We start from the raw sequence: 24007 nt of genomic DNA, 5'->3' as shown, positions 1-24007 counted from the left end.
TATGGGCCCAGGCAGATGTCTCCTGCGGGTCTGACTGGGTCATCCACCGTGACATGGTCGACGGATGACACTGCATAACAGTGGGTTTGAGCTGCGGCAAATCGATAAGTGCGGTGCCTCCGGAGCGGCGGGCGGCGGCGTGCTTAGCATGCCTACATGATCTCGACGCTCGAAGACGTGCTTCGTCTGCTGGACCTGCAACAGATCGATGACACAGCGTTCGTGGGCACTCAACCCGACACTCCCAACCACCACATCATCGGAAGCCAGGTCGCCGCACAGGCGTTGATGGCGGCCGGCCGGACGACACTCGGGCGACCGGCGCACAGTATGCACATGTACTTTCTGCGGCGAGGTGACGCAAGGCAGCCGATCCAGTTTGATGTGACCCCGCTACGTGACGGCGGCACCATCTCCTCACGTCGAGTGACCGCGAGCCAGTCGGGAGTCGTCCTCTTCGAGGCGCTCGCCTCGTTCACAATCATGGCCGACGACGTCGACTGGCAACAACGAATGCCGGACGTGGCGGGGCCGGACGCGGTCCATGGACTCGACGATCTATTGACGCCCTACGCCGAGGAATTCGGTGACTGGTGGCCGCAGCAAAGTCCCTTCACCATGCGGTACCTCGACGCACCGCCGCGGGTCGCCCTTGACCTCACCGACCCGCCGCCGCCGCGGCTTCGGATCTGGCTTCGTGCGAACGGCGAGGTCACAGACGATCCGTTGGTCAACAGTTGCGTGGTGGCCTATCTCAGCGCGCTCACACTGCTCGAGTGCGTGATGACGACGATGCGCACCACACCGATGGGGCCTCGACTCTCGGCGCTAGTCGACCACACCATCTGGTTTCACCGTGCTGCCGACTTTACTGACTGGCTGCTCTTCGACCAGTTCTCGCCGAGCATTGTGGGCCGCCGCGGTTTGGCGACCGGGACCCTGTACAACCGGTCGGGCGAGTTGGTGTGCAGCGCAACCCAGGAGGGCTACTTCGCTGAGCAGCGATAGTGACCGAATCAACGGCGTTGACAGCGCTGCGATTACGTGATCGCGCCGGCAATCTTGAGTTCAATAAGGCGGTCGTCGTCAATGCCCAGTTCGCGCAGTACTGCGTCGGTGTGCTCCGCGAATTGCGGCGCTCTGGTCAGGCTGGCTGGATCGTCGTCGAACTGCACCGGGCTGGCGACCAACTTCTGCGGATGACCTTCGGCATCGACGATTTCGGCGATGCGACCGTTGGCGGTCAGTGCTTCGTCATTGGCGATTTCCCAGGCGTCCTGCACCGGGGCCCACTGCCCTCTGCCCCTGCGTAGCAAGGCTTGGCATTCAGCGAAACTCAAGTTGCCGATCGCGTCCGCAACGATTTGTCGAGCGGTTTCGCTGTGTTCGGTCATCGCCTCGAGCGTTGTGAACCGGGGATCTTCAGCGACATCGTGCAGATCCATCAGCCGGCAGAACTCCGGCCAGTACCGCGTCGGCTGCAACATTGACAAGGCCCCGGCATCCCGGTCGGGCCCTTTCAGTCCGAAGCCGCTGCCGACGAGATAGATGATGGCGGGGTTGATTCGGCGGACGTCGTCGACGTCGATCGACAGCTTCTTCCGCGTCGACGGCAGGTAGTTCGTCAGGAATACGTCGCTTCGCCGAATCAGTTCGTCGAGCAGGGGACGCGCCTCCGAATTGTCGAGGGCCAGCCCAACACTGCGCTTTCCGCGGTTGGGCGCCTCCATAATCGGTGCGAACGACGATCCGGGTACGGTTGCCGCGGCGCCCAACACTTTGACCAAGCCGCGCTGGGCGTCGCCGGTGACAGGATGCTCGATCTTCACCCCATCGGCGCCCTAGTCGGTGAGCACCGTGCCTGCCGAGGGAACAAAGGTGAACTGGGCGACCTCCAGCACGCGAACTCCGGTGAGCGGTTTACGCATCAGATGTCCTTCAAGTGAGGGTGGGCACGGGGCCCACTCAATGCATGATGTCTCGGACCTTCGTCTTCTCGTAGCCCTTGAGGAGCTCAGCGCTGGCGTTCTCCATGTGTCGCCGCCAATGCGCCTCGGCCTCGGCGCCGTCCCGGGCGGCCACCAAGTCGGCGAGTCGGGTGTAGGACCGCATCAGCTTGGTGTACTGAGCCTTGGGCACGACGTTCTCAACGCTGAGAAATGCGGCGGTCATATGCCTTTCGAAGATTTCGTGCAGCATGCCGACGATCACGGTCAGTGTCGCGTTGCCCGACAATTCGACCAGGCGGCGGTGCAATGCGGTGGACGCCGCGCCCAGCTTGCCCGTCTCCCACGCAGCGGGGACCTTCTCGATGAGTTCGCGTAACTCGCGGTGGGCCGCAGCGGTGCCGTCCTCTGCGAGCAGCCGGGCCGCATACGGTTCAATGCCCATCCGTGCCGTCATCACGTCGGCGAGCGTCGTTCCCGCCATCTCGAGCAGGAAGCCCGCCGGCCGCGCGACGATTTCGGGGCCCGGGACGCGAACCCGGGCGCCGGTGCGTGAGCCGCGCCGCACCTCCACGAGGCGGTCGGACTCCAAGACTCGCACCGCTTCTCGCAGTGACGGCCGGCTGACCTGAAAGTGATCCATGAGTTCGGCCTCGTAGGGGAGGAAGTCGCCGTCTTTGAGCTGTCCCTCGACGATCATCCGCCGCAACGTGTCCGCCACGATCTCGGCCGTCTTCGGCGACCGCACCGCGCCGTTATGTTGTGACGTGGTCATCGGCGCGAGCGGTTCCCGCTTGGCCATCGCGACCTCCTGAACTCGACATGTAGTACTCAGTACACCATGCAAGGCGCGCATCCGGTGCATTCGTGGCCGGCGTCAATGCAGTTGCGAAAGAACGCGCGTCGCGGCCGCACCATAGCCAGCACGTCGTTGGCGTCCGACCAGAAAGCTTGGCGGTGATGCGAATGCTAAGTCGGGCAGTCGTTTGCGAGTCGCCAGCATTTCGCGTGCCTGCGTGTCGTCGCCGCAGATCGCGATCGACCACAGCATATCGTCGGGGACGTGGTCGGCCATCGTCTCCGGATGGCCGCTGCGGAAGGCCGATCGGATCCGGGCGACCTCGTCCGTCCAGCCGTGCAGTTCGACGAGTGAGTCGTAGGTCTTCACGGTGAGGTAGAAGGCGATCTGGAGCCGCGCGTCCCGGATGGCCCGGGCCGGGTCGTCGTTGTCGATCGCGGTGATCAGCCAGCCCCAGCGGCGTAGCTCGGCCGCGTCACGCCCACTTGATTCGGCGCCGCGGGCCAGTTCGGGCTCGACGAGTTCGGTCCACCAGCGGTCGGTGAACAGGCCATGCCCCAGCACACCGTCGGCGCTGCGACCTACTGTCTGCAACATGATCTTGTTGAAGGCGCCGATCAAGATGGGCACGTCCAACCGGCCGAGCACGGGTGCCCGGATGTCGGCGTCGATCGTGTAGAACCGGCCCTCGTATCGAACGCGTTCGCCGTTCTCGGCGTTCAGGAACGCCCTGATCGCCTCGATCAATTCGGCCATCCTAGGTGCGGGGTGGGTGGCGTCGACACCGAACCAGTCTTTGTTCATTCGCGAGGTGCCCGATCCAAGTCCCAAAAAGATCCTGCCCGGCGCGAGTGTCCAGAGCTGCCGCACGGCCGCGGCATGCACGAAGGGGGACCGGGCGAATGCATATGCGATTCCCGGGCCAATGTAGGCCTGCGAAGTGCCGAGGGCCATCTCGGTCGCTGTGATGTACGCGTTGAGGTCGGCGAACTCACCGGCACAAAACGCCTGCGCGCCGGCGGTCTCCGCTTGTGTTGCCAGCGCAGGCCCCGGCCAAGGCAGACCCCAGTCCATGCATCCTCACATCCATCCACAGCACATCATTAACCTAGTAAGACAAGTAATTGTACGTCCTGATTGGTCGCCGCGGGGAAATTCGCCGGCCGGCACGCTCGTTTAGACAAAAGTGTCAAAAATGAGTAGCCTCGAAATAAATCTGTTCAGGTGTCCCGCGTGGAAAGGGCGTTCGGATAATGCAAACCCTGCCGAGCATGCTGCCCACCGGTTGGTTCCAGGTGGCCTGGAGCGCCGACATCGCCGTCGCCGAGGTCGTCCCACTGCACTACTTCGGCCGAGACCTGGTCGCCTTCCGGCAGCTGGACGGGGTGGTGAAGGTGCTTGACGCGCACTGCCAACATCTTGGCGCGAGCCTGGCCCACGGGGGGTGCGTCGTCGAAGAAGGCATCCAGTGCCCGTTTCACGGCTGGGTGTGGAACGGCGCCGGACGCAATGTCCACATCCCGTACCAGGATCGGCCGAATAAGGCCCGACGAGTACGTTCCTACCCGGTCGCGGAGCTCAACGACTCGATCTTGATCTGGCATGACAGCGCAGGCCGGGAGCCGCTATGGGTTGCGCCGGACGCTTTCGCGGTGCTCGGAGACCATGTCCGCTCGCGGCGGTTCCACCCCTTTGGCGCCGATTGCCGGACGCGGCATGAGGGGGTAAGGGTGCATCCCCAGGTGATCGCCGAGAACGCCGTCGATCCCCACCACTTCCAATTCGTCCATCGCACCCCGATCAGTCCCGTGGTACTGCGTGAAAGCACCGATAGCTCGACCTGGTCGGCCAAGGTCGGCTTTGGCCGGAGGTGGAGCGACGGCCTGGACCGCACCGGCGACACGATGAACACGATCGAAATCTATTGGTCAGGAATCGGGCTCAGCTACAACGGCGAACACGTCCGCGACGGAATCCGAGTCATCTCCATCTGCGCGACACCGGTGGACGACACCAGATCCGACATCTTCGCCGGCTACTGGATCAGCGAGGAACCGTCAGAAGGCCCGGATGATTTTGAGGCGCGTCTGGCCGCAGCGAAACTCGCCCTGCCCGACGACATCCGGATCTGGGAGCACCAGAAGTACCTCGAACCGCCGGGTCTGGCGACCTCGGAGGCCGCAGGCTTTCGCGCGTTGCGTCGGTGGGCGAGCGGGTTTTATCCCGAACCGGAGGCCGCCGCCGAGCCGGTCGCGCATGGTGTCTGAGGGCTCGCCCCCGCGGGTAACACGCAAGTCCGACCGCACCCGAGAGTCAATCCTGGACGCTGCGCGGACCGCGTTTGCGCGCAAGGGTTTTTCGGGCGTCACCATCAAGGACATCACTGACCTCGCGCCGGTCACCCGGGCGAACTTCTACTACTACTTCTCCGACAAGACCGAGCTTTTCATCGAGCTCGGCACCGACACCTACCGCGAAGCGCTGGCGGTTGTCGAGGCTTTCATGGAGCAGGAAAGCCCGCCCAGCCGAAAGGACGTCGAGGCCTGGGTTGCCGGCTACTTCGACTACCTCGACCGCAACGGTGCGTTCGTCATCCGCTCCACCGAGGACATGCCTCCCGATCGCAAATTCCGCGCCGCGGTCGCCCGCTCGCACCGCCGAACCGCCGCCGCGCTCGGTGAGGGCATCGCAAAGATGGCGCCGGCACCGCCCGACCTTGACCCCGTGGCTACCGGGCTGGTGATTATGGCGATGCTCGAACGGTCATGGCTGATGGTTCGCCACAACGAGGTCCCGTCGACGACGCGCCAAGCGGTGCTCATGGCGGCCACCGAGATGCTGTGGCGAACGGTCAACGGTCAGACCTGACCGATGTCCATTCGTCGATGAGCTTATCGATTGTGGTCAGCCGACCCAGCACGGCAATAGTGTTGTCCAGCACCTGTTCTGCATAGTCCTTGGGGGTGCCGCCGACGGCGTCGCGCGGGACGACGAGTTCGAAACCCGCCTGCGTAACATGCCCGGCAGTGTGGGTGATCGCCAGGTTCAGCGAAACGCCGGCAAGGACGATGGTGCCCACGCCGAAGCCTTTGAGCACGGGCAGTAGTTCGGAATCGAGCGTTGGGAAAAGGCCGTGGTGGCGCGGTAACACCAGATCGGTGGGTGCCAGTAGCTCGGGAAGCACTGTAGTGGAGGCGGTTCCGGGTGCCCAGTGAGCGGTTGCGGGGCCCAGGGCCCGCCAGATGCGCGCTGTTCCGGTCGGCCGGCCGCCGAGGTTGCCCTCATAGGTCGCGTGCACAACCCGCGCGCCGAACTGGCGGGCGGAATCGAGAAGTCGGCGCACACTGGAGACGAGTTCAGAGCTGTCGGCGGCCAAAGCGGGCAAGACGGACTCGGGGCCCAGCACACCGTTCTGGCATTCCACACAGACAACGGCCGTGGTCTCGGGGTCCCATGGTGTCGGAGCCATCCCTGCACCCTAGTGCATTTTTTGACACCTGTGACGAAAAATTCGGTAGATCCCTTACAAAGTATCGAGTTTCGCCTTGTTTACCTCGGAAGACTCTAAGGTGAAATCGTGGAGATCCGCGATCACATCTCATCCGGTAAACCTGCCCTGGTACTCGCTCGGACTGGCACGGTGATCGACTTTGCCGAGCTGGAGAAGCGTGCCAATCGTCTGGCTCACTTCTGGTATGCAGCCGGACTTCGCGAGGGTGACACGGTTGCGGCATTACTCGAGAACAATGAACACGTCCATGCCGTGATGTGGGCGGCCCGCCGAAGCGGTCTGTACTACACGTTGATCAACACTCACCTGACGGCCGCCGAGGCCGCCTACATCGTCGACAACAGTTCAGCAAAGGCGCTGATCGGGTCACGCGCGACTCGCGACGTCTGCGAAGGCCTTGCCGAGCATTCCCCCAGGGGGTTACCTGAGCTGCTGCTGATCGCCGACGACGATCTGGACGGATGGTACCGCTACCCGGAATGTGTTGCCGACCAACCCGAGACGCCGATCCCCGACGAAAGCGAAGGCGATCTGCTGCAGTACTCGTCGGGAACCACTGGCAGACCCAAGGGGATCCGCCGTGAGCTTCCGCATCTACCACCAAGCGAAGCACCCAACATCCTGATGCCGTTGATGAATGCCGTCGGAATCACCAGCGAGTCGGTGTATCTGAGCCCGGCGCCGCTGTATCACACCGCGCCGTCGTTCTGGTCGATGGTGGTGCAGTCGCTAGGCGGCACCACCATCGTGATGGAGAAGTTCGACCCGGAACATGCGCTCGAGTGCATCCAGCGCTACGGCATCACTCATGGCCAATTCGTCCCGGCGAATGTTCGTGCGGATGCTCAAACTGCCTGAAGCGGTGCGTATGTCCTACGACGTTTCCAGCCTGCAGCGGGTGGTGCATGCGGCCGCGCCATGCCCGGTGGACATCAAGAAACAGATGATCGCGTGGTGGGGGCCGATCATCGACGAGTACTACGCCGCTTCGGAGGCGGTGGGAGCCTCGTTCATCCGCGCCGAGGACTGGCTGACCCACCCCGGCTCGGTCGGCCGACCCTTGGTTGGGGTCCCACACATCCTCGACGAGAGCGGCCATGAGCTACCGCCTGGTGTGCCCGGCGAGATCTATTACGAGGGAGGGCATTCGTTCCAGTACCTCAAAGACGATGCGAAGACGGCGGCGGCCCACGACGCGCACGGCTGGGTGACCGTCGGTGACATCGGCTATCTCGACGTGGACGGCTACCTCTATCTCACTGATCGCCGTCATCACATGATCATTTCGGGTGGGGTGAACATCTACCCACAAGAAGCCGAAGACCTGCTGATCACCCATCCCAAGGTGCTCGACGCGGCAGTCTTCGGTATTCCGGATGACGAGATGGGTCAGGCTGTCAAAGGCGTGGTGCAGACGGTAGATCCGGCTGATGCCAACGACGGCTTCGCGGCAGAGTTATTGGAGTGGCTGCGAAACCGGTTGGCGCACTACAAGTGTCCGCGGTCTCTCTCGTTCGAGGCGCAGCTGCCCCGGACCGATGCCGGTAAGTTGTACAAGCAGCAGCTCGTCGCCAAGTATTCGGCGAAGGGATAGGTGATCAGCCCAGTTTCAGAGGCACGCGCTCAAGTGAAAAGGTGCTCGCGGGGAACACAATCTGCGGTTCCTCACCGACTTTCACCGAAAACTCGGGAATGCGCCGGAGCCATTCGGCCACGATCAATTTCAGCTCGAGGCGGGCCAGGTGCGACCCCAGGCAGCGGTGTGGCCCGCCACCGAAGCCCCAGTGCCGGTGCACCTTTCCATCCATCACCACGTCGTTGGTCGAGATCTCGTCGCTGTCGTCGCGATTGATGGCAGCGACACACAACCGCACCATGGTGTCGGCGGGCAGCGTGACGTCCCCGATGGTGACCTCGGTGGTGGTCACGCGGGGCAGCATCGGCGCCGGCGGCTCCAGCCGGACGATCTCCTCGACGAACACATCGATCTGGTCGGGATCGTCGCGGAGGGTGGTCCTCAGCTCCGGGTTGCGGGCGAGCTCCAGCAGTGCGGAACTCATCGCCGCGGTGACGGTGTCCAGCCCGGCCAGGACGAAAAGGAAGCTCAGGCCCATGATTTCGGCGTCGTCGAGTGGCTCCTCGCCATTGAGCAACTGAGACAAGATGTCCGGCCCGGGGTTGGCCCGCCGCGCGTTGATCGCCTCGGTGAGGTACTCGACCAATTCGAGTGCCGGCGTCAGGTCGGCATCCTCCAGTGACGGCGCTTCCGAGATCGCGATGACCGCGGTTTTCCATGCGACGAGCTTGTCGCGATCCTCCAGCGGCAGCCCGAACAAGGTCAGGAATACCTGTGAGGGGTAGGGGATCGCCACGTCGGCCACGACTTCGCACTCGCCTTGTGCGGCTACCCGCTCGATGATCTCGATCGCCTGCTGCTGAAGCGAGGGCAGCATCTCTTTCAAGGTGTGCGGACTGAAGAAGGGCTGCAGGATCTTACGGAACCGGGTGTGTTCCGGCGGATCGAACGAGATGGGCACCAACGGCAGCGGGCTGCCGAGCACGTCAAAAGCCTTCTTCGAGGAGAACAATTCGGGATCGCGCAGCGCGGCCAGCACGTCCTCGCGGTGGGTCAGATAGAATATTCCGTCGACGGACACCACCCGCCCTGCGTCGCGAAGGACCTTCCACCCCACCCCGCGGTCTGCCGCCATCGGCAGGCTGGCGAAGGAAAGTTCGGGTGCGCCAAGGGTTTCCACGTATGCTCCCAAAGGTTAGAACGCCGACCGGTGCAAGCCACCGTCGACTTCGATCCAACTACCGGTGAGGTAGCCGGCAGGTTCTGAGCACAGGTAGGCGATGAGCGAGGCGATCTCGCTCGGTTTGCCCATTCGCGCTGCCGGCACCCGAGCTTCGCGCAGCATGAACTCGCGTCGCTCCTGATCGGTGCTCGCGCCGAGGTGCTGCTCCAGGTAGGCCAGTGCGTTCTCAGTCTCAATCCAGCCGGGCGCGACGGTGTTGACCGTGATGCCGTACTGGGCGTACTCGTCGGAGACCGTCTTGAGCAGGCCGATCGTCGACGGCCGACTGGTGTTGGCCACTGCGTGGTGGATGTTGCCCGCCGGCTCCTTGGCGGTCGCCGACCCGATGTGCACGAATCGGCCCCAGCCCGCGTCCCGCATCGCCGGCAGAACCGCTCGCAAGAGCAGGATCTGGCTCATCGTGTGCATTTCGAAGGACTCGCGATAGACATTCACATCGGTGATGTCGGCGAAATCGCCGGGCCGCTGGTATTTAGCTTGGCCGACAACGATTAGCGGCGCCCCGTGCTGGGCCGCAATCTCGCGGACGGCGTCGGTCAGCTGCCCGTCGTCGGCCACGTCGGCAGTGACACCGATGGCAGTGCCCCCTTCGGTGCGGATTGCCTCGACCGCGGCGTCGACATCGGTCTTAGTCCGCGCCAGTATCGCAACCCGCGCACCTTCCGCGGCAAGCAGTTTGGCGACCTCGAAGCCGATTCCCTTGCTGCCGCCTACGACCAGCGCCGATCGGCCGTCGATACGGTAATGCATCCGCTGCGCCGACTAGCCTCGCCGCACGTCCATGCCGGCGTCCACCTTGAGCATGCTTCCGGTGAACGAACGGCCCGCGTCGCTGAGCAAGAAGAGGATCGTGTTGCTGACGTCGCGTGGCTCGATCAGCGGCAAGTCCGGCAGCGCGGTCTGGACCGCATTGACCATGCGAGGGTTGTCCTCAATCACCTTGAACAGAGCCGGGTTGTCAGTGATCATCGGGGTCGCGCAGTTGGTCGGCGCCACGGCATTGACGCGAATGCGGTCAGGGGCAAGCATGGCCGCATACGCGCGGACCAGGCCGACGACGGCGACCTTCGACATCAAGTAGGCATCGCTGCCGCCGCGGCCGTCGGTGAGGTCCAGCAGGGCGATCATCGAACTCGTCGCGATCAGATTGCCACCCTCACCGCGTTCCTTCATATGGGGGATCGCCACCTGGAAGGCGTTCCACACCCCGATGAGCATGATGTCGAGCCCTAACCTCAGCGCCTCCGACGCGTCGCGCTCATCGGCGTTGGTCAGGACGACCCCGGCATTGGCGAGCACCGTGTCGACGTGGCCGAACTCGGTGACGCCCGCGTCGAACGCCTCCTGTAGCGCAGCCTTGTCGCGGACGTCGGCCTTGCGGGTCAGCATCTTCCTGCCGGTTTTCTCCACCAGGCGGGCCGTCTCCTCGAGATCGTCTTCGGTGCCAAGTGCATAGGGCACGATGTCGAGGTTCTCGCAGATGTCGATGCCGACGATGTCGGCACCTTGCTCGGCGCACATCACCGCGTGCGAACGGCCTTGCCCGCGAGCGGCTCCGGTGATGAAGACAACCCTGCCGTCCAGTGAACCCATGTCTTTAAGCCTCCAGTAGCTCGCGCTATCGGCCGCGCTCTGTGGGATGGTGATGGCGCGACGCAGTGACGTGCGCCACGTTACGCCGCGGAATTGGAATCATACAACTATTTGGCTAATTTGGTGGGCGACGGAACACTCCGAGCCTTGGAAGGGATATCACATGTCCGACAGCCCCAATGGCGGTCCACGCCCACCCGACGGTGACTGGTTGGGGAGCCCCTACCTGAGGTTCGAACGTGAAGGTGCGTTTGCGATCTGCACCCTGGACCGCCCCGAGGCTCGGAATGCGATGACGCCCGCAATGTACTTCGGGATCCGCTACGCGGTGAGTCGGGTCAATGCCGACCCCGACCTCGCGGGCCTGCTCATCACGGGCACCGGCGACGTCTTCGCGCCGGGAGGTGACCTGGGTCAGAAAGCAGCAGACAACTGGATGGACTTCGCGTCCACCCTGGGAACCGACGTCACGCCGTTCGACACGCTGCGGCAGTCGGCCAAGCCGGTCGTGTCCGCGGTCAACGGCATCTGTCAGGGTGGTGGCCTGCAGATCGCGATGTGCAGTGACCTCGCCGTGGTGAGTGATCGGGCCGTCTTCCGGGTGCCCGAATTGTTCCGTGGCATCGCCGACACGTACTACAGCCAGGTGCTGGCCCGGCTCATCGGACCGGTCCGGACCAAGGACCTGATGTTCACCGGACGGACGCTGAACGCGCAGGAGGCGCTCGACTGGGGCATGGTGAGCAGGGTGGTCCCGCACGACGACCTGATGAGCGTTGCCAAGGAGTTGCTCGCGCAGTGTTGCCGGACCGCTCCGGGAGCGCGCGGGTTGGTCAAGGCGAGCCTGGACAACTACCTCGGGCTGTACGACCGGATCGGCATGACGACCAGTCTTTTTGGTCCCGAGGCGGCCGAAGGTTTCCGGGCGTTCAAGCAGAAGAACTCGCCGGACTGGGTGCACCCGAAACTTCGGGTGGAGGGCCGGTTGTAGCGCGTCGCTACAGCTGGCGCGAGGCCGGCCCGTCCGCCCATTCCGGTTACTTCGGAGTGAAGCGTTGCGCGCCGTCGAGGCGCATCACCTCGCCGTTGACGTAGCCGTTTGTCAGCAGGAACGTGGCCGCGTCGGCGAACTCGTCGGGGGAGCCGAGTCGTTTCGGGAACGGTACGTTGGCGGCGAACTTGGCGATCGCCTCTTCGCCGACCGACTCCATGATCGGCGTCTTCATCGTTCCAGGTGCAATGGTGTTGACTCGGATACCCGCCGAACTCAGGTCACGGGCGGCAGCGATGGTCAGCCCGATGACACCGGCTTTTGCGGCGGCATAGGCAGTCTGCCCGATCTGCCCTTCGTAGCCCGCAATCGAGGCGGTGAGCACCAGCGCGCCCCGCTCGCCGCCATCGCGGGGTTCTGCGGTGGCCACGGCTGCGGCCACGAGTCGGGCCATGTTGTAGGTGCCATTGAGATAGAGATCGATCGTCTTGGTGAAGCCGCCGAAGTCCGCGGGGCTGCCGTCGCGCTGCACGATCCGTTGCGCCACACCGAAACCGCCGTGCGCGACGACCGCGTAGCGCAGCTGGCCGAGCTGGTTGGCCTGCTCGATCGCGCCGAGAACGCTGTCCTCACTGGTCACGTCGGTGCTCACGAACAGCGCCCGACTGCCCAGCTCGTCGGCCAGCGCCTTGCCCTTGTCGGCAGCGAGATCGGCGATCACCACGCCGAGTCCGTCGGCATGGAGCCGACGGACCGTCGCCTCGCCCAGGCCGCCCGCGCCGCCGCTGACAATCGCCGACGCGCCTTCGAATTTCGCTACAGTCACCAATTCTCCTTAATTACCGTTGTTTTCCAGTTGAGCCGGGTCGCCCGTCACCAAACTCCACGGATCGTCCGTGGTCAAGACCAGCCGACCGAGTCGCCGCGCGTAGTTCGCGGTCGTGCCGTAATCCCCGGTCCAGCTCTGAGCGCGCAGGGTGAACAGCCACAGCGGGTGCTCGCTGGTGACACCAATCGCGCCGTGTAGCTGATGGGCGACGCTGGTGACCGGGTCGACGGCACGGCCGACCGCGACCTTCGCGACCGTGACGGCGTAGTCGGTGTGGGGGGAAGCGAAGCCGTGCTCGGCAGCGGCGGCGACAGCCAACTCCGCAGCAGCACGGGCTCTTTCGATTTCCCCGGCCATCCCGGCCAGTGACTGCTGCACGGACTGGAAGGCGCTGAGCGGACGACCGAACTGGACGCGCTGGCGGGTGTGCTGCACCGACAGCGCTGCGGCCGCGTCCAGCACCCCGATGGTCTGCACACAGCGTGACCATGCGCCGCGACGAGCCAGCTCGGCGCCGAGCGCCGGGTCGACGTCATGCAACTGGTCGGCCGGCACGTCGAACACGAGCGAATCGCGGGGTTCGCCCGCTAGGTTGTGACCTTCCCGCAGTTGGCCGGGGATCACGTCGATGACACCGATCCGCAGGCCGGCGGATGTGGTGACGGCTAGCAGGGCGGCGGCGCACGCTCGCGCCCACGGCACCGCGTCCGCGGTGCCGGTGATCCGGTCGCCGTCGATTTCACCATCGGCGACCGCAACGGTCAGCGGGCCGCGGGGTAGCTCGATTCCGACCTGCTGGCCGAGCCAGCCGGCAAGCGCGTCGGTTTCTGCCAACGGCACCGCACCGGCGTGGCGGGCCACGCCGTAGAGCGCAATGGCCAGCTCGTGCGGGCCGGCTCCCATGTCCGGCGTGCTGGTCAGCCTGGCCAGCCCGGTTTCCTCGAGTTTGCGCCAGAGCTCGGTGTCGAACTGGTCGGGGATGCCGCGATGGCCCAGACCGGCGTCGTAGGAGCGCCGCCCAAGGTCGTCGACCAGTTGACGCAGCTGCGTGTCGTCGTCCTTAGACCCTGTCACGGCGAAAACCCCGCCAGTCAGCGCGCTCATCGCAGCCCCATTCCGCGGGCGATCACGCCGCGCAACACCTCGTTGGTACCGCCGCGCAGGGTGAACATGGGCTTGTGCAGCCACGCGATGCTCAGCATCGTCTCCAGCTCGGAATCCGGTGGCACTGCCTCGAGCAGATCGGCGATCAATCCCACGGATTCGGCTTCGAAGCGGGTGCCGAGGTCCTTCACCAGCGCGGCTTGATTCGCCGCATCGCCGCCGTCGGTGAGCGTGCGGGCCACCGACAACGAGAGCTGCCGCAGCGAGATCAACCGCGCCATCAGGTCGCCGATGTCGGCCGCGGTGCGGTCATCGGGCATCGGCCCACGATTGAGTGCCCGGATGGCGGCGAACAGTAGAGGGCCGGTGGATAGGATCCGCTCGGGCCCGCTGCGTTCGAACGACAACTCGGACGTGACCTGGTGCCAGCCGTTGCCGACCTCGCCGAGCACGTCGGCATCGGCTACGAAGACCTGATCGAACAGCACCTCGTTGAAGTGATGTGCGCCCGACATCAAGATGATGGGTTCGATGCGGACGCCCTCGGCATCGCACGGCACCAGGAATTGGCTGAAACCGGCGTGGCGATGTTCGGGATCCGGCGGGCTGGTGCGGGCCAGCACGACGACCTGATGCGCATGGTGGGCGCCGCTGGTCCACACCTTGCTGCCGGAGAGTAACCAGCCGCCGTCGGCGCGGATGGCTTTGGTTTGCACGGCGGCAAGGTCGGACCCGGCGCCGTGCTCGCTCATGCCGATTGACGAATAGAGCTTGCCGGCAACAATTTTGGGCAACAACCGTTCGCGCTGCTCCTCACTGCCGTAGGTCAACAGGCCCGGTGCGACCTGGCGATCGGCGGTCCAGTGCGCCGCCACGGGCGCACCCGCCGCGATCAGCTCCTCGGTCACCACATAGCGGTGCAAATGCCCGAGACCGTGGCCGCCGTATTGCTTCGGGATGGTCAGGCCGACGAATCCGGCGGCGCCCAGCCGCGCTGAGAACTCCTCGTCCCACCCGGCCAGCCACGAGTCGACGCCGGGCTGCCACCCGAATTCAGCGCGGTCGGACTGTAAGAAGTCCCGCACGGCGGAGCGCAGCTTGACCAACTCGGGCACACGGGCGCTCAACGCGTCGAACGAATTCACCACAGCCGCTTCCTAAACCGTGGGCACCGGGGCCGACGGGAGGTAGAAGTTGGGCTTCAGGTCCTCTTCGCTCGGGGCCAGTAGGTAGCCCGACAGGTCGTCGCGGCCTTCTTCCCGCAGGATCTCTTCGTCGGTGTAGAAGTGGCCGCTGCACGTGGCGGCGGGGCGGGTGACCAGCGCGTGGAGCGCCTCAGCCATGATCTGTGGGCTACGGGCCTGCGCGCGTACCGCTACCTCCCCCAACGCGACCATCATCCCCGTGCTGGCGATCGTGGTGGCCGGCCACAGCGAGTTCACCGCGATCGGCACCGAGGCGAACTCCTCGGCCCAACCCAAGGTAAGCAGGCTCTCGGCGTACTTGCCCACGGTGTGCCCGACGTGGGCGCCGACCCAGCCGGGGTCCATGTTCAGTGGGGGAGAGACGTTGACCACATGTGCGTTGGCAGACCGGCGCAGATGCGGAAGTGCAGCCTGCACAACCGCGAACGGCCCCTCCACATTGACTTCAAGCAGACGCCGCAGGTTCTTCGGCGGGAGTTGCGCGGTCGGCCGCAGATCCAGGGCCCCGGCGTTGTTGACGACGACGTCGATGCCACCGAACGCGTCGGCGACCGCCGCGACGGCTGAAGCGACCGCGCCCGCGTCGCGCACGTCGCAGGTCAGCGGTAGGGCACGGCCGCCCGCGCGGCGCACGGCGTGGGCGGTCTCGGCAAGGGTGCCCGCGATCTTGGGATTCGGTGTCTCAGTTTTGGCCAGCAATGCCACGGCGGCACCGTCTTCGGCGATACGCTCGGCGATGGCGGCGCCGATGCCGCGGCTGGCACCGGTTACCAGCACGACGCGATCCCTCAGACTGCGAGGATGGGGATTGCCCACGGTTCGTTGACCCTTCCGTCCGTCGCTAGGCTGTGAGGTTGAATGCTATAACTATATAGCTAGTTTGTTGCGCGATGAAATGCGCGCTCATCCACAAAAGCGGGGATCTATGACTCGGGTCTTTTCGATCGGCACCTACCTACCGCCATGGACGGTGCGCGACCGGCGGGTCAAGGGACCCGACGAGGACGCGCTGACCATGGCCGTCGCCGCCGGTCGCGCCGCCGATCCCGAGGCCACGGCGCAACGCGTGGCGTTGGTGTCACGTGACTTTCCGCTGCTGGAGGGCGGCAACGGCGCGGTGCTGTTGGCCGCGTTGTCCCTGCCGGCCGACACCCCCGTCGCCGAGGTCCTTGGCGGTGCGCCCGCCGTGTTGGACCAAATCTGCAGCGCCGGCGAAGGCACCTTGGTGATCGCCGCCGACGACAACGATCTTGCCGCGGGGGCCGGCGCGGTGCTCACGGGCGACGGCGGCGTCACGTTGACCCCGGCGGCGCGCCAGACGCGGAGCCTGCCGCTGACGGCCCGAGGGGAGGACGGCGCGCGCCATGCCTACGTCGACCCCCGGCTGCAACGCGAGGTGGGGGTGCGCTCCACCCTGACCCGACTCGGCCTGACCGGAAGCCCGGCGCTGGCCGCCGTGGCAGGCGTGCCGCTGGCGCAAATCGCGAGCGACTTCGACACATCGCGGGCCGTCGCCGACCCCAGTGTCTCCGCGGCGGCGATCATCCGGCTGCTCGCCGACGCGATCGAGGCGGGCACGCAGGGCTTGTTGCTCGCGGTCGAGCAGTCCAGCATCAGCGCCGCCGACCTCGCGTTCGAGGGTGCGACGCCCCGGATCTCCCGCGACGAATTTTCGACGCGGGAATTACCCAAGATGCGCGTCGCCGACGGCGTCGGCATACCGATCTCGATGCCCGCATATGCGCGCGCGTTCGAGCCTAAGATCCGATGGGAGGCAGCGGTTTTCGACGAGAGCCCAGGAATCGATGCCGCGCCGCAGTTCCCGCCGCGGCTAAGGGTGAACAACGCCGGGCGACTGGCCACGGAATACCGGCTCGAGCCGCTGCCGCGGACCGGCACCGTCTACACCCACACCACGGTGCGGATCCCGGTGCCCGACCTGCCCAGCCCCTACTCACTGGCCGTCGTTCAGCTCGACGGCAGCCCGGTGCGGGTGCTGCTGAAGGTCACCGGTATACCCGCCGGTGACGCGAGGATCGGACAGCCTGGCTCGGTGGTGTTGCGCAGGATCGCTATTCGGGCCGGCATCCCCGACTACGGTTACGCATTCTGGCCGGGCCGCACGCTGGAAGGAACCGTTGCATGAGAAATGTTGCCATCGTCGGCGCGGGGATGACGCCCTTCGCCGAACACTTCGAGCTCGGCGTCAAGGACCTGATTCCGATGGCGTATGCCGAAGCGGTCGCCAAGGTCGACAAGGGCATCGAGAAGGCTGAGATCGAAGCCGCGTGGTTCGGCGAGCTGTCGACCACCGACGGGTTCCCGTCCGGCATTCTGGCCGACACCCTCGACCTCACCGACATTCCGGTTACCCGCGTCGAAAACGCCTGTGCGACGGGCAATGACGCGATCCGCAACGGAACGCTGGCGATCGCCTCCGGCCTCTACGACGTGGTGCTCGTGGTCGGGGCCGACAAGGTCCGCGAGACCTCCTCGAACACCACGTTCTGGGACTGGGCGGCGATGACCCGCGACAACGCATGGGACTACCCGCTGGGGCTGGTTGCGCCCGCCAATTTCGCGCTGCACGTGATGCGATATCTGCACGAGTCGCCGGCGACCAAGGAGCACATGGCGATGGTGGCGGTGAAGAACCACTTCCACGCGGTGAACAACCCGAAAGCTCAACTGCGCTATGAGATCACCGTCGAGCAGGCGCTGGCCGCGCCGATCGTGGTCGAACCCTTCGGGCTCTACGACTGCACCCCGCAGAGCGACGGCGCGGCCGCGGTGATCTTGGCTGCCGAGGACGTCGTCGACCGCTACACCGACCGTCCCGTGTGGGTTCGCGGCGTGGGGCTGGGTATGGACCGGGTGATGCACCAGCACAAGACGGACATGACGACGTTTCCGCCGACGGTGCGTGCCGCCAAGGCCGCGATGGCGATGGCCGGGGTGACGCCGCGCGACATAGACGTCGCCGAGGTGCATGACTGCTTCACCGGCGTCGAGCTGATCAGCTACGAAGATCTGGGGTTCGCACACCGTTTCGAGGCCTACAAATTGGTGGAAGGCCGCGAACACTATGTGGGCGGTTCGATTCCGATCAACCCGAGCGGCGGGTTGAAGGCGAAAGGGCACCCGCCGGGAGCTACCGGCGTGGCGCAGTGCTACGAACTGTTCAACCAGCTTCGCGGTGAAGCCGAGAATCAAGTCGACGGTGCGCGAATCGCGTTGGCCCACAACATCGGCGGGCCGACCGCGGTTTCCGCGGTCACTGTCCTTTCCAACGAGAAGAACTGACGGGACCATCACATGACCACATCCGAGATCGCCACGCTGCCCGGCTACGAAGAGTTTGCGCCGTGGCTGCTGGTGGAGAAGCGCGGCAACGTCCACGTCGTGAGCATCAACCGGCCCGAGGCGTTCAACGCCGTCAACGAACAGGTCCACCACGCGTTCGCCACGATCTGGCGGGTGCTCACTGCCGACGACGACGTACGGGCGGTGGTGACGACCGGTGTCGGCAAGGCGTTCTCGGCCGGCGGCGACATGGTGATGTTCGGACGCCTGATTGATGACGCGGTGGCGCGCCAGTTCCAGATCACCGAGGCCCGCACGGTGTTCCTGGAGGTGATCAACTTCCCCAAGCCGCTGGTGTCGGCGGTCAACGGCCCGGCTGTCGGGCTCGGCTGCTCGATCGCGTTGCTGAGTGACTTCCTCGTGATGGGGGAGAGCAGCTATCTAGCCGATCCGCACGTCGCGGTCGGGTTGGTGGCCGGGGACGGTGGCGCGGCGATGCTGCCGCTGCTGATCGGCCTGATGAAGGCCAAAGAGTATGTGCTGCTAGGGGATCGGATCACCCCGGCGATCGCAGACAAGCTGAACCTTGTCACCAAGGTGGCCACCGATGACACCGTGCTCGACGAGGCGCTCGAGATCGGGGAGCGACTCGCCGGTCTGCCGCCTCAAGCACTGCGCGCCAGCAAGGTTGCGATGAACATGCACCTGTCGCGGGCCGCGCTCGGCGTGCTGGAGTACGCGCTGGCCGAGGAATACACGTCGTTCTCGACCCCGGAGTTCAAGGAGCGGGTGGCCGCGTTCCGGGCGCGCTCGAAGAAGTAGCTTCCAGGGGCCGGCGCGGCAATCAGTCAGCGGTAGGCGGTCGCTCGCGCGGTGATCGCCACCTTGCCGTCGTCGCCGATGGCTTGCGCATCGGCCACGCCGGTGTTGCGGCCCACGCGCAGCGGCGTGCCCTCGTAGCGGGATTCGCCGCCGGCGAAGAAGGGGCGCAGGAAGTTCACCCGTAACGACCCGGTCTGCAGCAGATCCTCGGTCTTGTCCCGGTTCATCGCCGCAGACGCCGCCAGCTCCAGGCCGGCCGCTGCCACGCCGCCGTGCACGATGTCGATGTCGTTGTTCAGGTTGTGGTCGACCCGCTGCGCCAGCACCGCCGTCGGACCATTGTCCGCAACGTGCACCGCCATCAGGTCGGCGAACGTGGTGTCGGCCGACCGCCGTAGCGTCTCCGAACGATACTGGGGGACAACGTCATCCGCGTCGATGAAGAACGACCGCACCGTGCCGGTGCCGATCACGGATCCGCGATAGGTGAGCGTGCAGATTCCCAGCGACGTGGCACCCAGTGGACCCGGCGAGTGCGCGCTGGCCAGCACCGTGCCGTCGAGGTCACCGACGTCGGGGCTGAGGTCCATCGACAGCTCGCTTGACACCGTCCACTGGCCCGGCCGTCTGCGGTAATGGTTGACGATCCCGGCAGCGGCGTCGACGAGGATCGCCAAGGGGCCCACAGTGGGAGCGCCGGTGTACGGATTGCGGAATCGGTGCATCGGCATCGACAGCACGGCGGTGGCCTTGGCCGGGTGTGATTCGACGTATTCGATACCGAACCGGACCTGTATCGAGTCGGGTGTCTCGAGATCGTGCTGGTTTACCTGTTCGTCGACACCGGTCATTCGAGAAGGTCTACTACAGTGGACAATTCGGCCCCGGTCAGGACGAACTCCTCTGCCTTCTGCAGATGGCGCTTCCAAAGCTCGCCGGCTTTGTCGGCGTCGCCGTCCTTGATCATGTCCAGGACCATCCGGTGGGTCTTCGCCGAGCGGCGGACCGCCTGCTCGGCGCGCGTGCCCTTGGTGGGCTGCAGCGACCGGTTGGCCTTCTCGATGATGTGATGCAGCATGTCGCTGACGATTTGCAGGGTGCTATTGCCCGACAGCCGCGCGATTGCGGCGTGGAAGTCGGTGAGCTGATCGACGGCTTCGCTGCCGGGATTCAGCTGCGATTCGCGTTCGACGATCTGCTCGAGTTCGGCGATCACCTTGGGATTGCGGTCCTTGGCCAACTGCTCGACCATCGGAACCTCGAGCGTCACTCGTGCGTCGTAGACGTCCTTCACCGTGACGCCTTCGTATTCGAGGATCAAGCCGGCGTAGCGGGCGAGTGTTTCGCGCCGTGGGCGGGTGACGCGGGCCCCGCCGCGTACCCCACGCTGAACCTGAATCAGCGACTCCGATTCGAGCACGCGGAACGCTTCCCGCAGTGTTGGCCGGGACACGCCGAAACGCTCCATCAGCTCCGATTCCGGCGGCAACATGGTGCCTTCGGTGATCTCGCCGCGGATGAACATCCGCCGCAGCACCGCGGCCACCCGATCGGCCATCTTCGGTTCTCGAAGACTGGTGACCTCCATTGCAACCTCCGCCGCTATGCGAATATGCGAATCAACTAACCATTTAGCAGGTTAGCCGAACTAGCCGGTTGAACCGGGAATTGGCGACCTTCAGTTAGCAACGTCACCCTTAATACCCCATCGCCCGTCCCATGAGGTCCTTCATGATCTCGGTGGTGCCCGCATAGAGCCGCTGCACCCGCGAGTCCCGCCAGAGCCTGGCCACTTCGTACTCGTTGATATAGCCGTAGCCGCCGTGCAGCTGCAGGCATCGGTCGATGATCTCCCACTGGACTTCGGAGGTCCACCATTTCAAGCCTGCGGCATCTTGATCGGACAATGTGCCGTCGTTGACCGAGAGCACGCATTGATCGAGATAAGTTTGTGCGGCGTCGAGTTTGGTCTGCATTTCGGCGAGGAAGTGCCTATTGACCTGAAACTTGCCGATTGGCTGCCCGAACGCGGTGCGCTCCGACGCGTAGGCCTTGGTCAGGTCGAGCGCACGGCGGGCGGCGGGCAGCGCGTAGCAGGCCACGCCGACCCGCTCGCTGGGCAGGTTGGAGACCAGATGATAGAAGCCGCGGTTGAGCTCTCCCACCAGGTTCTCCTTGGGCACCTTGACATCCTCGAAGAACAATTCGGCAGTGTCGGCGGAGTATTGGCCGATTTTGTCGAGCTTGCGGCCACGGGTGAAACCCTCCATCCCGTCCTCGATCATCAGCAGGCTGATGCCCTTGTGCCGGGCGGAAGGGTCGGTCTTCACAGCCGTCAGCACCAGCTTGGACAGCAGCCCGTTGCTGATGAATGTCTTCTGGCCGTTGACCACCCAGTGGTCGCCCTCGTCGCGGGCGGTGGTCTTGATGCCGGCCAGGTCGGATCCGGCCGCGGGTTCGGACATCGCGATGGAACCGATGTACTCGCCGGCGACGAACTTGGGCAGCCAGCGTTCCTTCTGCTCCTCGGTGGTCAGATCATTGAGGTACGGCACCAGGATGTCGTTCTGCACGCCGAGGCCGATGCCGACCGAGCCGGTCAGGAACATTTCCTCGGAGATGATCTGGTTGAACCGGAAGTCCTTGACTCCGAGTCCGCCGTACTTTTCGTCGAACTCCCAACCGATCAATCCGTGTTCGCCCGCGGCCAGCCAGGCCTCGCGGCTCACCTTGCCGTCGCGTTCCCATTTCTCGACGTTCGGCACGCATTCGCGTTCGAAGAAGCTCCTGGCGGTGGCGCGGAACTCGTCGTGGATCTCGTCGAAGATGTTGCGGCGCATATGCTTCCTTCTACTCGGCCCACGTCACGACGGCGGGCAGCGCGCGGCCGGGTGCCCAGCCCTCGTCAGAGTCCTCGAAGAGCCGCTCGGCGAGCAGCCCTTCGAGCTGATCGTGCGACCCGCAGAGCGCGTCGACCTGGAATCCGCGAGTGACATAGCGGTGCAGGTCGTGCTCGGCGGTCAGTCCGATTGCCCCGCACACCTGCAGTGCCACGTCGCTGACGGCGCGGTGCGCCCGGCCCGCGGCGGCCTTGGCGGCCAGCGCCAACAGTTCGCCGCCGTCTCGCCATGACTCGCCTAGCAGCGCCCGCGCGCCCGCGAGCACCGCCGAAGCATCGGCCAGTGCATGCCGCGGCGATTGAAATGACCCGATCGGTGCGCCGAACTGGACGCGCACGCCGACGTGCTCGACCGCGATGCGCAGCGCCTGCTCGGCCAGTTCGACCAGTTCGGTGGCCAGACCCCGATGGGCCGCGGCGACGGCTTGCTTCCATTCGGTGGAGGCCTCGATTAGCGGGACGTCGAGTGATCCGCTCGCCCGGGTCCAGTGCGTCGACACATCAAAGGTGTCCAGCCGCTGTCCGTCGAGTCGCGCTGCGTCGACCACGCCTACCGACACCGTGCCCGTCGACCCGGACACCGGCACCACGATTCGACCCTCCAGCGGCCCCAGGACGATGCCTGAGATCCGGTCAGCATCGGAACCCGCCACACAACCGGTGGACAGGTTGGGCAGCAGCACGTGGTCCGCGGGACCGTCGAGCACTGCGGCCAGTTCGGCCAACACGATGCGGTCCAAGCAGTCCGTCAGGGCCAGTGATCTGCCTTGCGCGCGGAACAACAGCTCACCCGCCTGGACGGGGTACTCGGCCTCGATCTCCGGCCAGCCCAACTCGGCCAGCCGCCCACCGATTGCCAGGTGCTCACCGGCGTTCTTGCCCGCCAGCTCCTCGAAGAGGCGAAACACCGCCTCCTCGACCATCTGCCACGACTCGTCGGGCGCCGGCGCGTTCCTCATCGTTTCTCCTTGGGCAGCCCGAGCAGGTGGTCGGCGATGATGCCGCGCTGCACTTCGGCGGTGCCACCCATCACCGTGGCGGCCCGCGAGTACCACCACTCGGCCCGCGCGGTGTCCAGTTCCGCGCCGCCACGGCCCGTGCCGGCGATCAGGTGCTCTCGCTCGATTTCCAGGATGAGGTCGTTGACCTCCTTCTCGGCGCGGCCGAACAGCAGCTTGTCGATGCTGCTATCGGCACCGACCGCCTCGCCCGCAGCCAATCGGCGCACGGTGGTGGCGGTGCGTGCCTGGGCGGCCGCCACGTCGACATACACCCTGGCGAAGCGCTGGCGTTGCGCGTCGGTAGCGCCGGCGGTCACCATGTGCTCACGCAATCGACCCAATTCGGTGAGCACCTTGTTGAGCACGGCGTAGCCGTACATGCCGCGTTCGTACTGCATCAGATGCATCGCCACGGCCCAGCCGCCGCCGACGTCGCCGACGACCCGCTCACCGTCGACCCGGACGTCGTCGAAGAACACCTCGGCGAGTTCGCGGCGTCCGCTGGCCAGCGCGATCGGGCGAATGGTGACGCCCGGTGCGTCGGCGTCGACCATGATCATCGTCAGCCCGCGGTGTCGGCTCTCGGGTGTCCCGGTCCGGACCAACGCCAACAGGCGCGTGGCGGTGGGCCCTTGGCTGGTCCAGATCTTCTGACCGTTGACGACGAACCCCCCGGCCCCGTCGTCGACCGCGCGGGTGCGCAGGCTGGCCAGGTCGCTGCCCGACTCGGGTTCTGAGAAACTTTGGCCCCACCACTCGGTGCCGCGCAGATAACCCGGCAGATACGCCGCGGCCAGACCGGGGGCGAACTTCAACAGGGCGGGGCCGAGCGTCTCCAGCGTCCAGTGTTGGGCCGGAATGGGCAGCATCGCGTGGCCGAGTTCCTCGTAGTACACGGCACGGTGAATCTCGTTGCCGCCCAATCCACCCGCGGCCTCCGGCCAGCCGTACCGGTTCCAGCCGTCCGCGTTCAGAGTGGCCATCACCGTGGCGTCGTGCGCAAGTCCGTCCTCGGCGCTGGTGAACGCGGCCACGCGCCACTCGTCGGCTGTCTTCAAATCACGCAGGTAATGTCGGAAGTCCTCGCGGTAGGCCGCGACGCTGGACAGGTATTCGAGGTGGCGACCGCTATGCAGGGCGCTAGTGACAGGGACGGACAACTGCTGCCCTTCCGTTGGTTCTCGC

22 protein-coding genes and 2 pseudogenes are annotated in these 24007 nt (G+C 65.4%); 8 read left to right on the top strand and 16 right to left on the bottom strand.

Annotated elements, in window-relative coordinates:
• The first annotated feature begins 156 nt into the window (after window positions 1-156).
• On the top strand, window positions 157-1008 hold the full coding sequence (locus tag BRW65_RS15265) for an acyl-CoA thioesterase (RefSeq protein ID WP_073875900.1): 852 nt from the start codon (window positions 157-159) through the stop codon (window positions 1006-1008).
• Between the two features lie 32 nt (window positions 1009-1040).
• On the opposite strand, the pseudogene BRW65_RS15260 reads toward BRW65_RS15265, so the two are convergent.
• The 3 genes and pseudogenes from BRW65_RS15260 to BRW65_RS15250 all read right to left on the bottom strand — a co-directional run bounded on the left by BRW65_RS15260 (window position 1041) and on the right by BRW65_RS15250 (window position 3819).
• Window positions 1041-1928, bottom strand: a pseudogene (locus BRW65_RS15260) (CoA transferase).
• A 37-nt stretch (window positions 1929-1965) separates the two neighbouring features.
• A complete protein-coding gene (locus BRW65_RS15255; protein ID WP_023862278.1) occupies window positions 1966-2748 on the bottom strand; it encodes a FadR/GntR family transcriptional regulator in 783 nt (260 codons plus the stop codon).
• A 75-nt stretch (window positions 2749-2823) separates the two neighbouring features.
• Window positions 2824-3819 carry an LLM class flavin-dependent oxidoreductase gene (locus BRW65_RS15250; protein WP_023862277.1) on the bottom strand — a complete coding sequence of 332 codons (996 nt, stop codon included), beginning with the start codon at window positions 3817-3819 and terminating at the stop codon, window positions 2824-2826.
• Between the two features lie 179 nt (window positions 3820-3998).
• Between BRW65_RS15250 and BRW65_RS15245 the strand changes: the two genes are divergently transcribed.
• Window positions 3999-5012: a Rieske 2Fe-2S domain-containing protein gene (locus BRW65_RS15245; protein WP_073875898.1), complete on the top strand. Its 1014-nt coding sequence runs from the start codon at window positions 3999-4001 to the stop codon at window positions 5010-5012.
• The gene (locus BRW65_RS15240) at window positions 5002-5613 is read left to right on the top strand and encodes a TetR/AcrR family transcriptional regulator (RefSeq protein ID WP_073875896.1); all 612 of its coding nucleotides are present in this window, start codon (window positions 5002-5004) and stop codon (window positions 5611-5613) included. The genes BRW65_RS15245 and BRW65_RS15240 overlap by 11 nt, the downstream gene beginning before the upstream one ends.
• Here the strand turns inward: BRW65_RS15240 and BRW65_RS15235 are convergent.
• Window positions 5597-6214, bottom strand: a complete 618-nt coding sequence (locus BRW65_RS15235) for an isochorismatase family protein (protein ID WP_036473669.1) — start codon at window positions 6212-6214, stop codon at window positions 5597-5599. The two genes, BRW65_RS15240 and BRW65_RS15235, sit on opposite strands and share 17 nt — an antisense overlap.
• A gap of 108 nt (window positions 6215-6322) precedes the next feature.
• Here BRW65_RS15235 and fadD4 point away from each other — a divergent pair.
• Window positions 6323-7850: pseudogene (gene fadD4 / locus BRW65_RS15230) on the top strand (fatty-acid--CoA ligase FadD4).
• A gap of 4 nt (window positions 7851-7854) precedes the next feature.
• Here the strand turns inward: fadD4 and BRW65_RS15225 are convergent.
• The 3 genes from BRW65_RS15225 to BRW65_RS15215 are packed head-to-tail and all read right to left on the bottom strand — an operon-like array spanning window position 7855 to window position 10668.
• Window positions 7855-8967 (bottom strand): cytochrome P450, encoded by a 1113-nt coding sequence (locus tag BRW65_RS15225; protein WP_244168101.1) that lies wholly within the window; start codon window positions 8965-8967, stop codon window positions 7855-7857.
• 60 nt (window positions 8968-9027) lie between these two features.
• Window positions 9028-9825, bottom strand: coding sequence for an SDR family oxidoreductase (locus BRW65_RS15220; protein WP_073875892.1), 798 nt, complete (start codon window positions 9823-9825; stop codon window positions 9028-9030).
• A 12-nt stretch (window positions 9826-9837) separates the two neighbouring features.
• Entirely contained in the window at window positions 9838-10668 is an 831-nt protein-coding gene (locus BRW65_RS15215; RefSeq protein WP_073875890.1) for a mycofactocin-coupled SDR family oxidoreductase, read from the bottom strand.
• Window positions 10669-10831: 163 nt separating this feature from the next.
• Between BRW65_RS15215 and BRW65_RS15210 the strand changes: the two genes are divergently transcribed.
• Entirely contained in the window at window positions 10832-11659 is an 828-nt protein-coding gene (locus BRW65_RS15210) for an enoyl-CoA hydratase/isomerase family protein (protein WP_036473677.1), read from the top strand.
• 46 nt (window positions 11660-11705) lie between these two features.
• On the opposite strand, the gene BRW65_RS15205 is transcribed toward BRW65_RS15210, so the two are convergent.
• Genes BRW65_RS15205 through BRW65_RS15190 form a run of 4 tightly spaced genes read right to left on the bottom strand, consistent with a single transcriptional unit; the run spans window position 11706 to window position 15613 of the window.
• On the bottom strand, window positions 11706-12485 hold the full coding sequence (locus BRW65_RS15205; RefSeq protein ID WP_073875934.1) for an SDR family oxidoreductase: 780 nt from the start codon (window positions 12483-12485) through the stop codon (window positions 11706-11708).
• A gap of 9 nt (window positions 12486-12494) precedes the next feature.
• Window positions 12495-13592 (bottom strand): acyl-CoA dehydrogenase family protein, encoded by a 1098-nt coding sequence (locus BRW65_RS15200; RefSeq protein WP_073875888.1) that lies wholly within the window; start codon window positions 13590-13592, stop codon window positions 12495-12497.
• Window positions 13589-14740: an acyl-CoA dehydrogenase family protein gene (locus tag BRW65_RS15195; protein ID WP_084187829.1), complete on the bottom strand. Its 1152-nt coding sequence runs from the start codon at window positions 14738-14740 to the stop codon at window positions 13589-13591. Before BRW65_RS15195 ends, BRW65_RS15200 begins: the two co-directional genes overlap by 4 nt.
• Before the next feature lie 9 nt (window positions 14741-14749).
• Window positions 14750-15613: an SDR family oxidoreductase gene (locus BRW65_RS15190; protein WP_139273119.1), complete on the bottom strand. Its 864-nt coding sequence runs from the start codon at window positions 15611-15613 to the stop codon at window positions 14750-14752.
• 109 nt (window positions 15614-15722) lie between these two features.
• Here BRW65_RS15190 and BRW65_RS15185 point away from each other — a divergent pair, with 109 nt between their 5' ends.
• The 3 genes from BRW65_RS15185 to BRW65_RS15175 are packed head-to-tail and all read left to right on the top strand — an operon-like array spanning window position 15723 to window position 18922.
• Window positions 15723-16943 (top strand): Zn-ribbon domain-containing OB-fold protein, encoded by a 1221-nt coding sequence (locus BRW65_RS15185; RefSeq protein WP_073875886.1) that lies wholly within the window; start codon window positions 15723-15725, stop codon window positions 16941-16943.
• Window positions 16940-18100, top strand: coding sequence for a thiolase C-terminal domain-containing protein (locus BRW65_RS15180; protein ID WP_073875884.1), 1161 nt, complete (start codon window positions 16940-16942; stop codon window positions 18098-18100). Before BRW65_RS15185 ends, BRW65_RS15180 begins: the two co-directional genes overlap by 4 nt.
• A gap of 12 nt (window positions 18101-18112) precedes the next feature.
• Entirely contained in the window at window positions 18113-18922 is an 810-nt protein-coding gene (locus tag BRW65_RS15175) for an enoyl-CoA hydratase/isomerase family protein (RefSeq protein ID WP_073875882.1), read from the top strand.
• Between the two features lie 26 nt (window positions 18923-18948).
• Here BRW65_RS15175 and BRW65_RS15170 read toward each other — a convergent pair whose 3' ends face one another.
• The 5 genes from BRW65_RS15170 to BRW65_RS15150 all read right to left on the bottom strand — a co-directional run bounded on the left by BRW65_RS15170 (window position 18949) and on the right by BRW65_RS15150 (window position 23982).
• A complete protein-coding gene (locus BRW65_RS15170) occupies window positions 18949-19773 on the bottom strand; it encodes a PaaI family thioesterase (protein ID WP_073875880.1) in 825 nt (274 codons plus the stop codon).
• The gene (locus BRW65_RS15165) at window positions 19770-20510 is read right to left on the bottom strand and encodes a FadR/GntR family transcriptional regulator (RefSeq protein ID WP_073875878.1); all 741 of its coding nucleotides are present in this window, start codon (window positions 20508-20510) and stop codon (window positions 19770-19772) included. Before BRW65_RS15165 ends, BRW65_RS15170 begins: the two co-directional genes overlap by 4 nt.
• Window positions 20511-20619: 109 nt before the next feature.
• Window positions 20620-21762, bottom strand: a complete 1143-nt coding sequence (locus BRW65_RS15160; RefSeq protein WP_046185448.1) for an acyl-CoA dehydrogenase family protein — start codon at window positions 21760-21762, stop codon at window positions 20620-20622.
• 10 nt (window positions 21763-21772) lie between these two features.
• The gene (locus BRW65_RS15155; RefSeq protein WP_073875876.1) at window positions 21773-22780 is read right to left on the bottom strand and encodes an acyl-CoA dehydrogenase family protein; all 1008 of its coding nucleotides are present in this window, start codon (window positions 22778-22780) and stop codon (window positions 21773-21775) included.
• Window positions 22777-23982 carry an acyl-CoA dehydrogenase family protein gene (locus BRW65_RS15150; RefSeq protein WP_073875874.1) on the bottom strand — a complete coding sequence of 402 codons (1206 nt, stop codon included), beginning with the start codon at window positions 23980-23982 and terminating at the stop codon, window positions 22777-22779. Before BRW65_RS15150 ends, BRW65_RS15155 begins: the two co-directional genes overlap by 4 nt.
• Window positions 23983-24007: the final 25 nt, after the last annotated feature.

This window comes from Mycobacterium paraffinicum, assembly GCF_001907675.1.
Taxonomy (GTDB): Bacteria; Actinomycetota; Actinomycetes; order Mycobacteriales; family Mycobacteriaceae; genus Mycobacterium; species Mycobacterium paraffinicum_A.
Note: the sequence above shows the minus strand (reverse complement) of the source record. Positions and strands in the feature narration are given on the sequence as shown.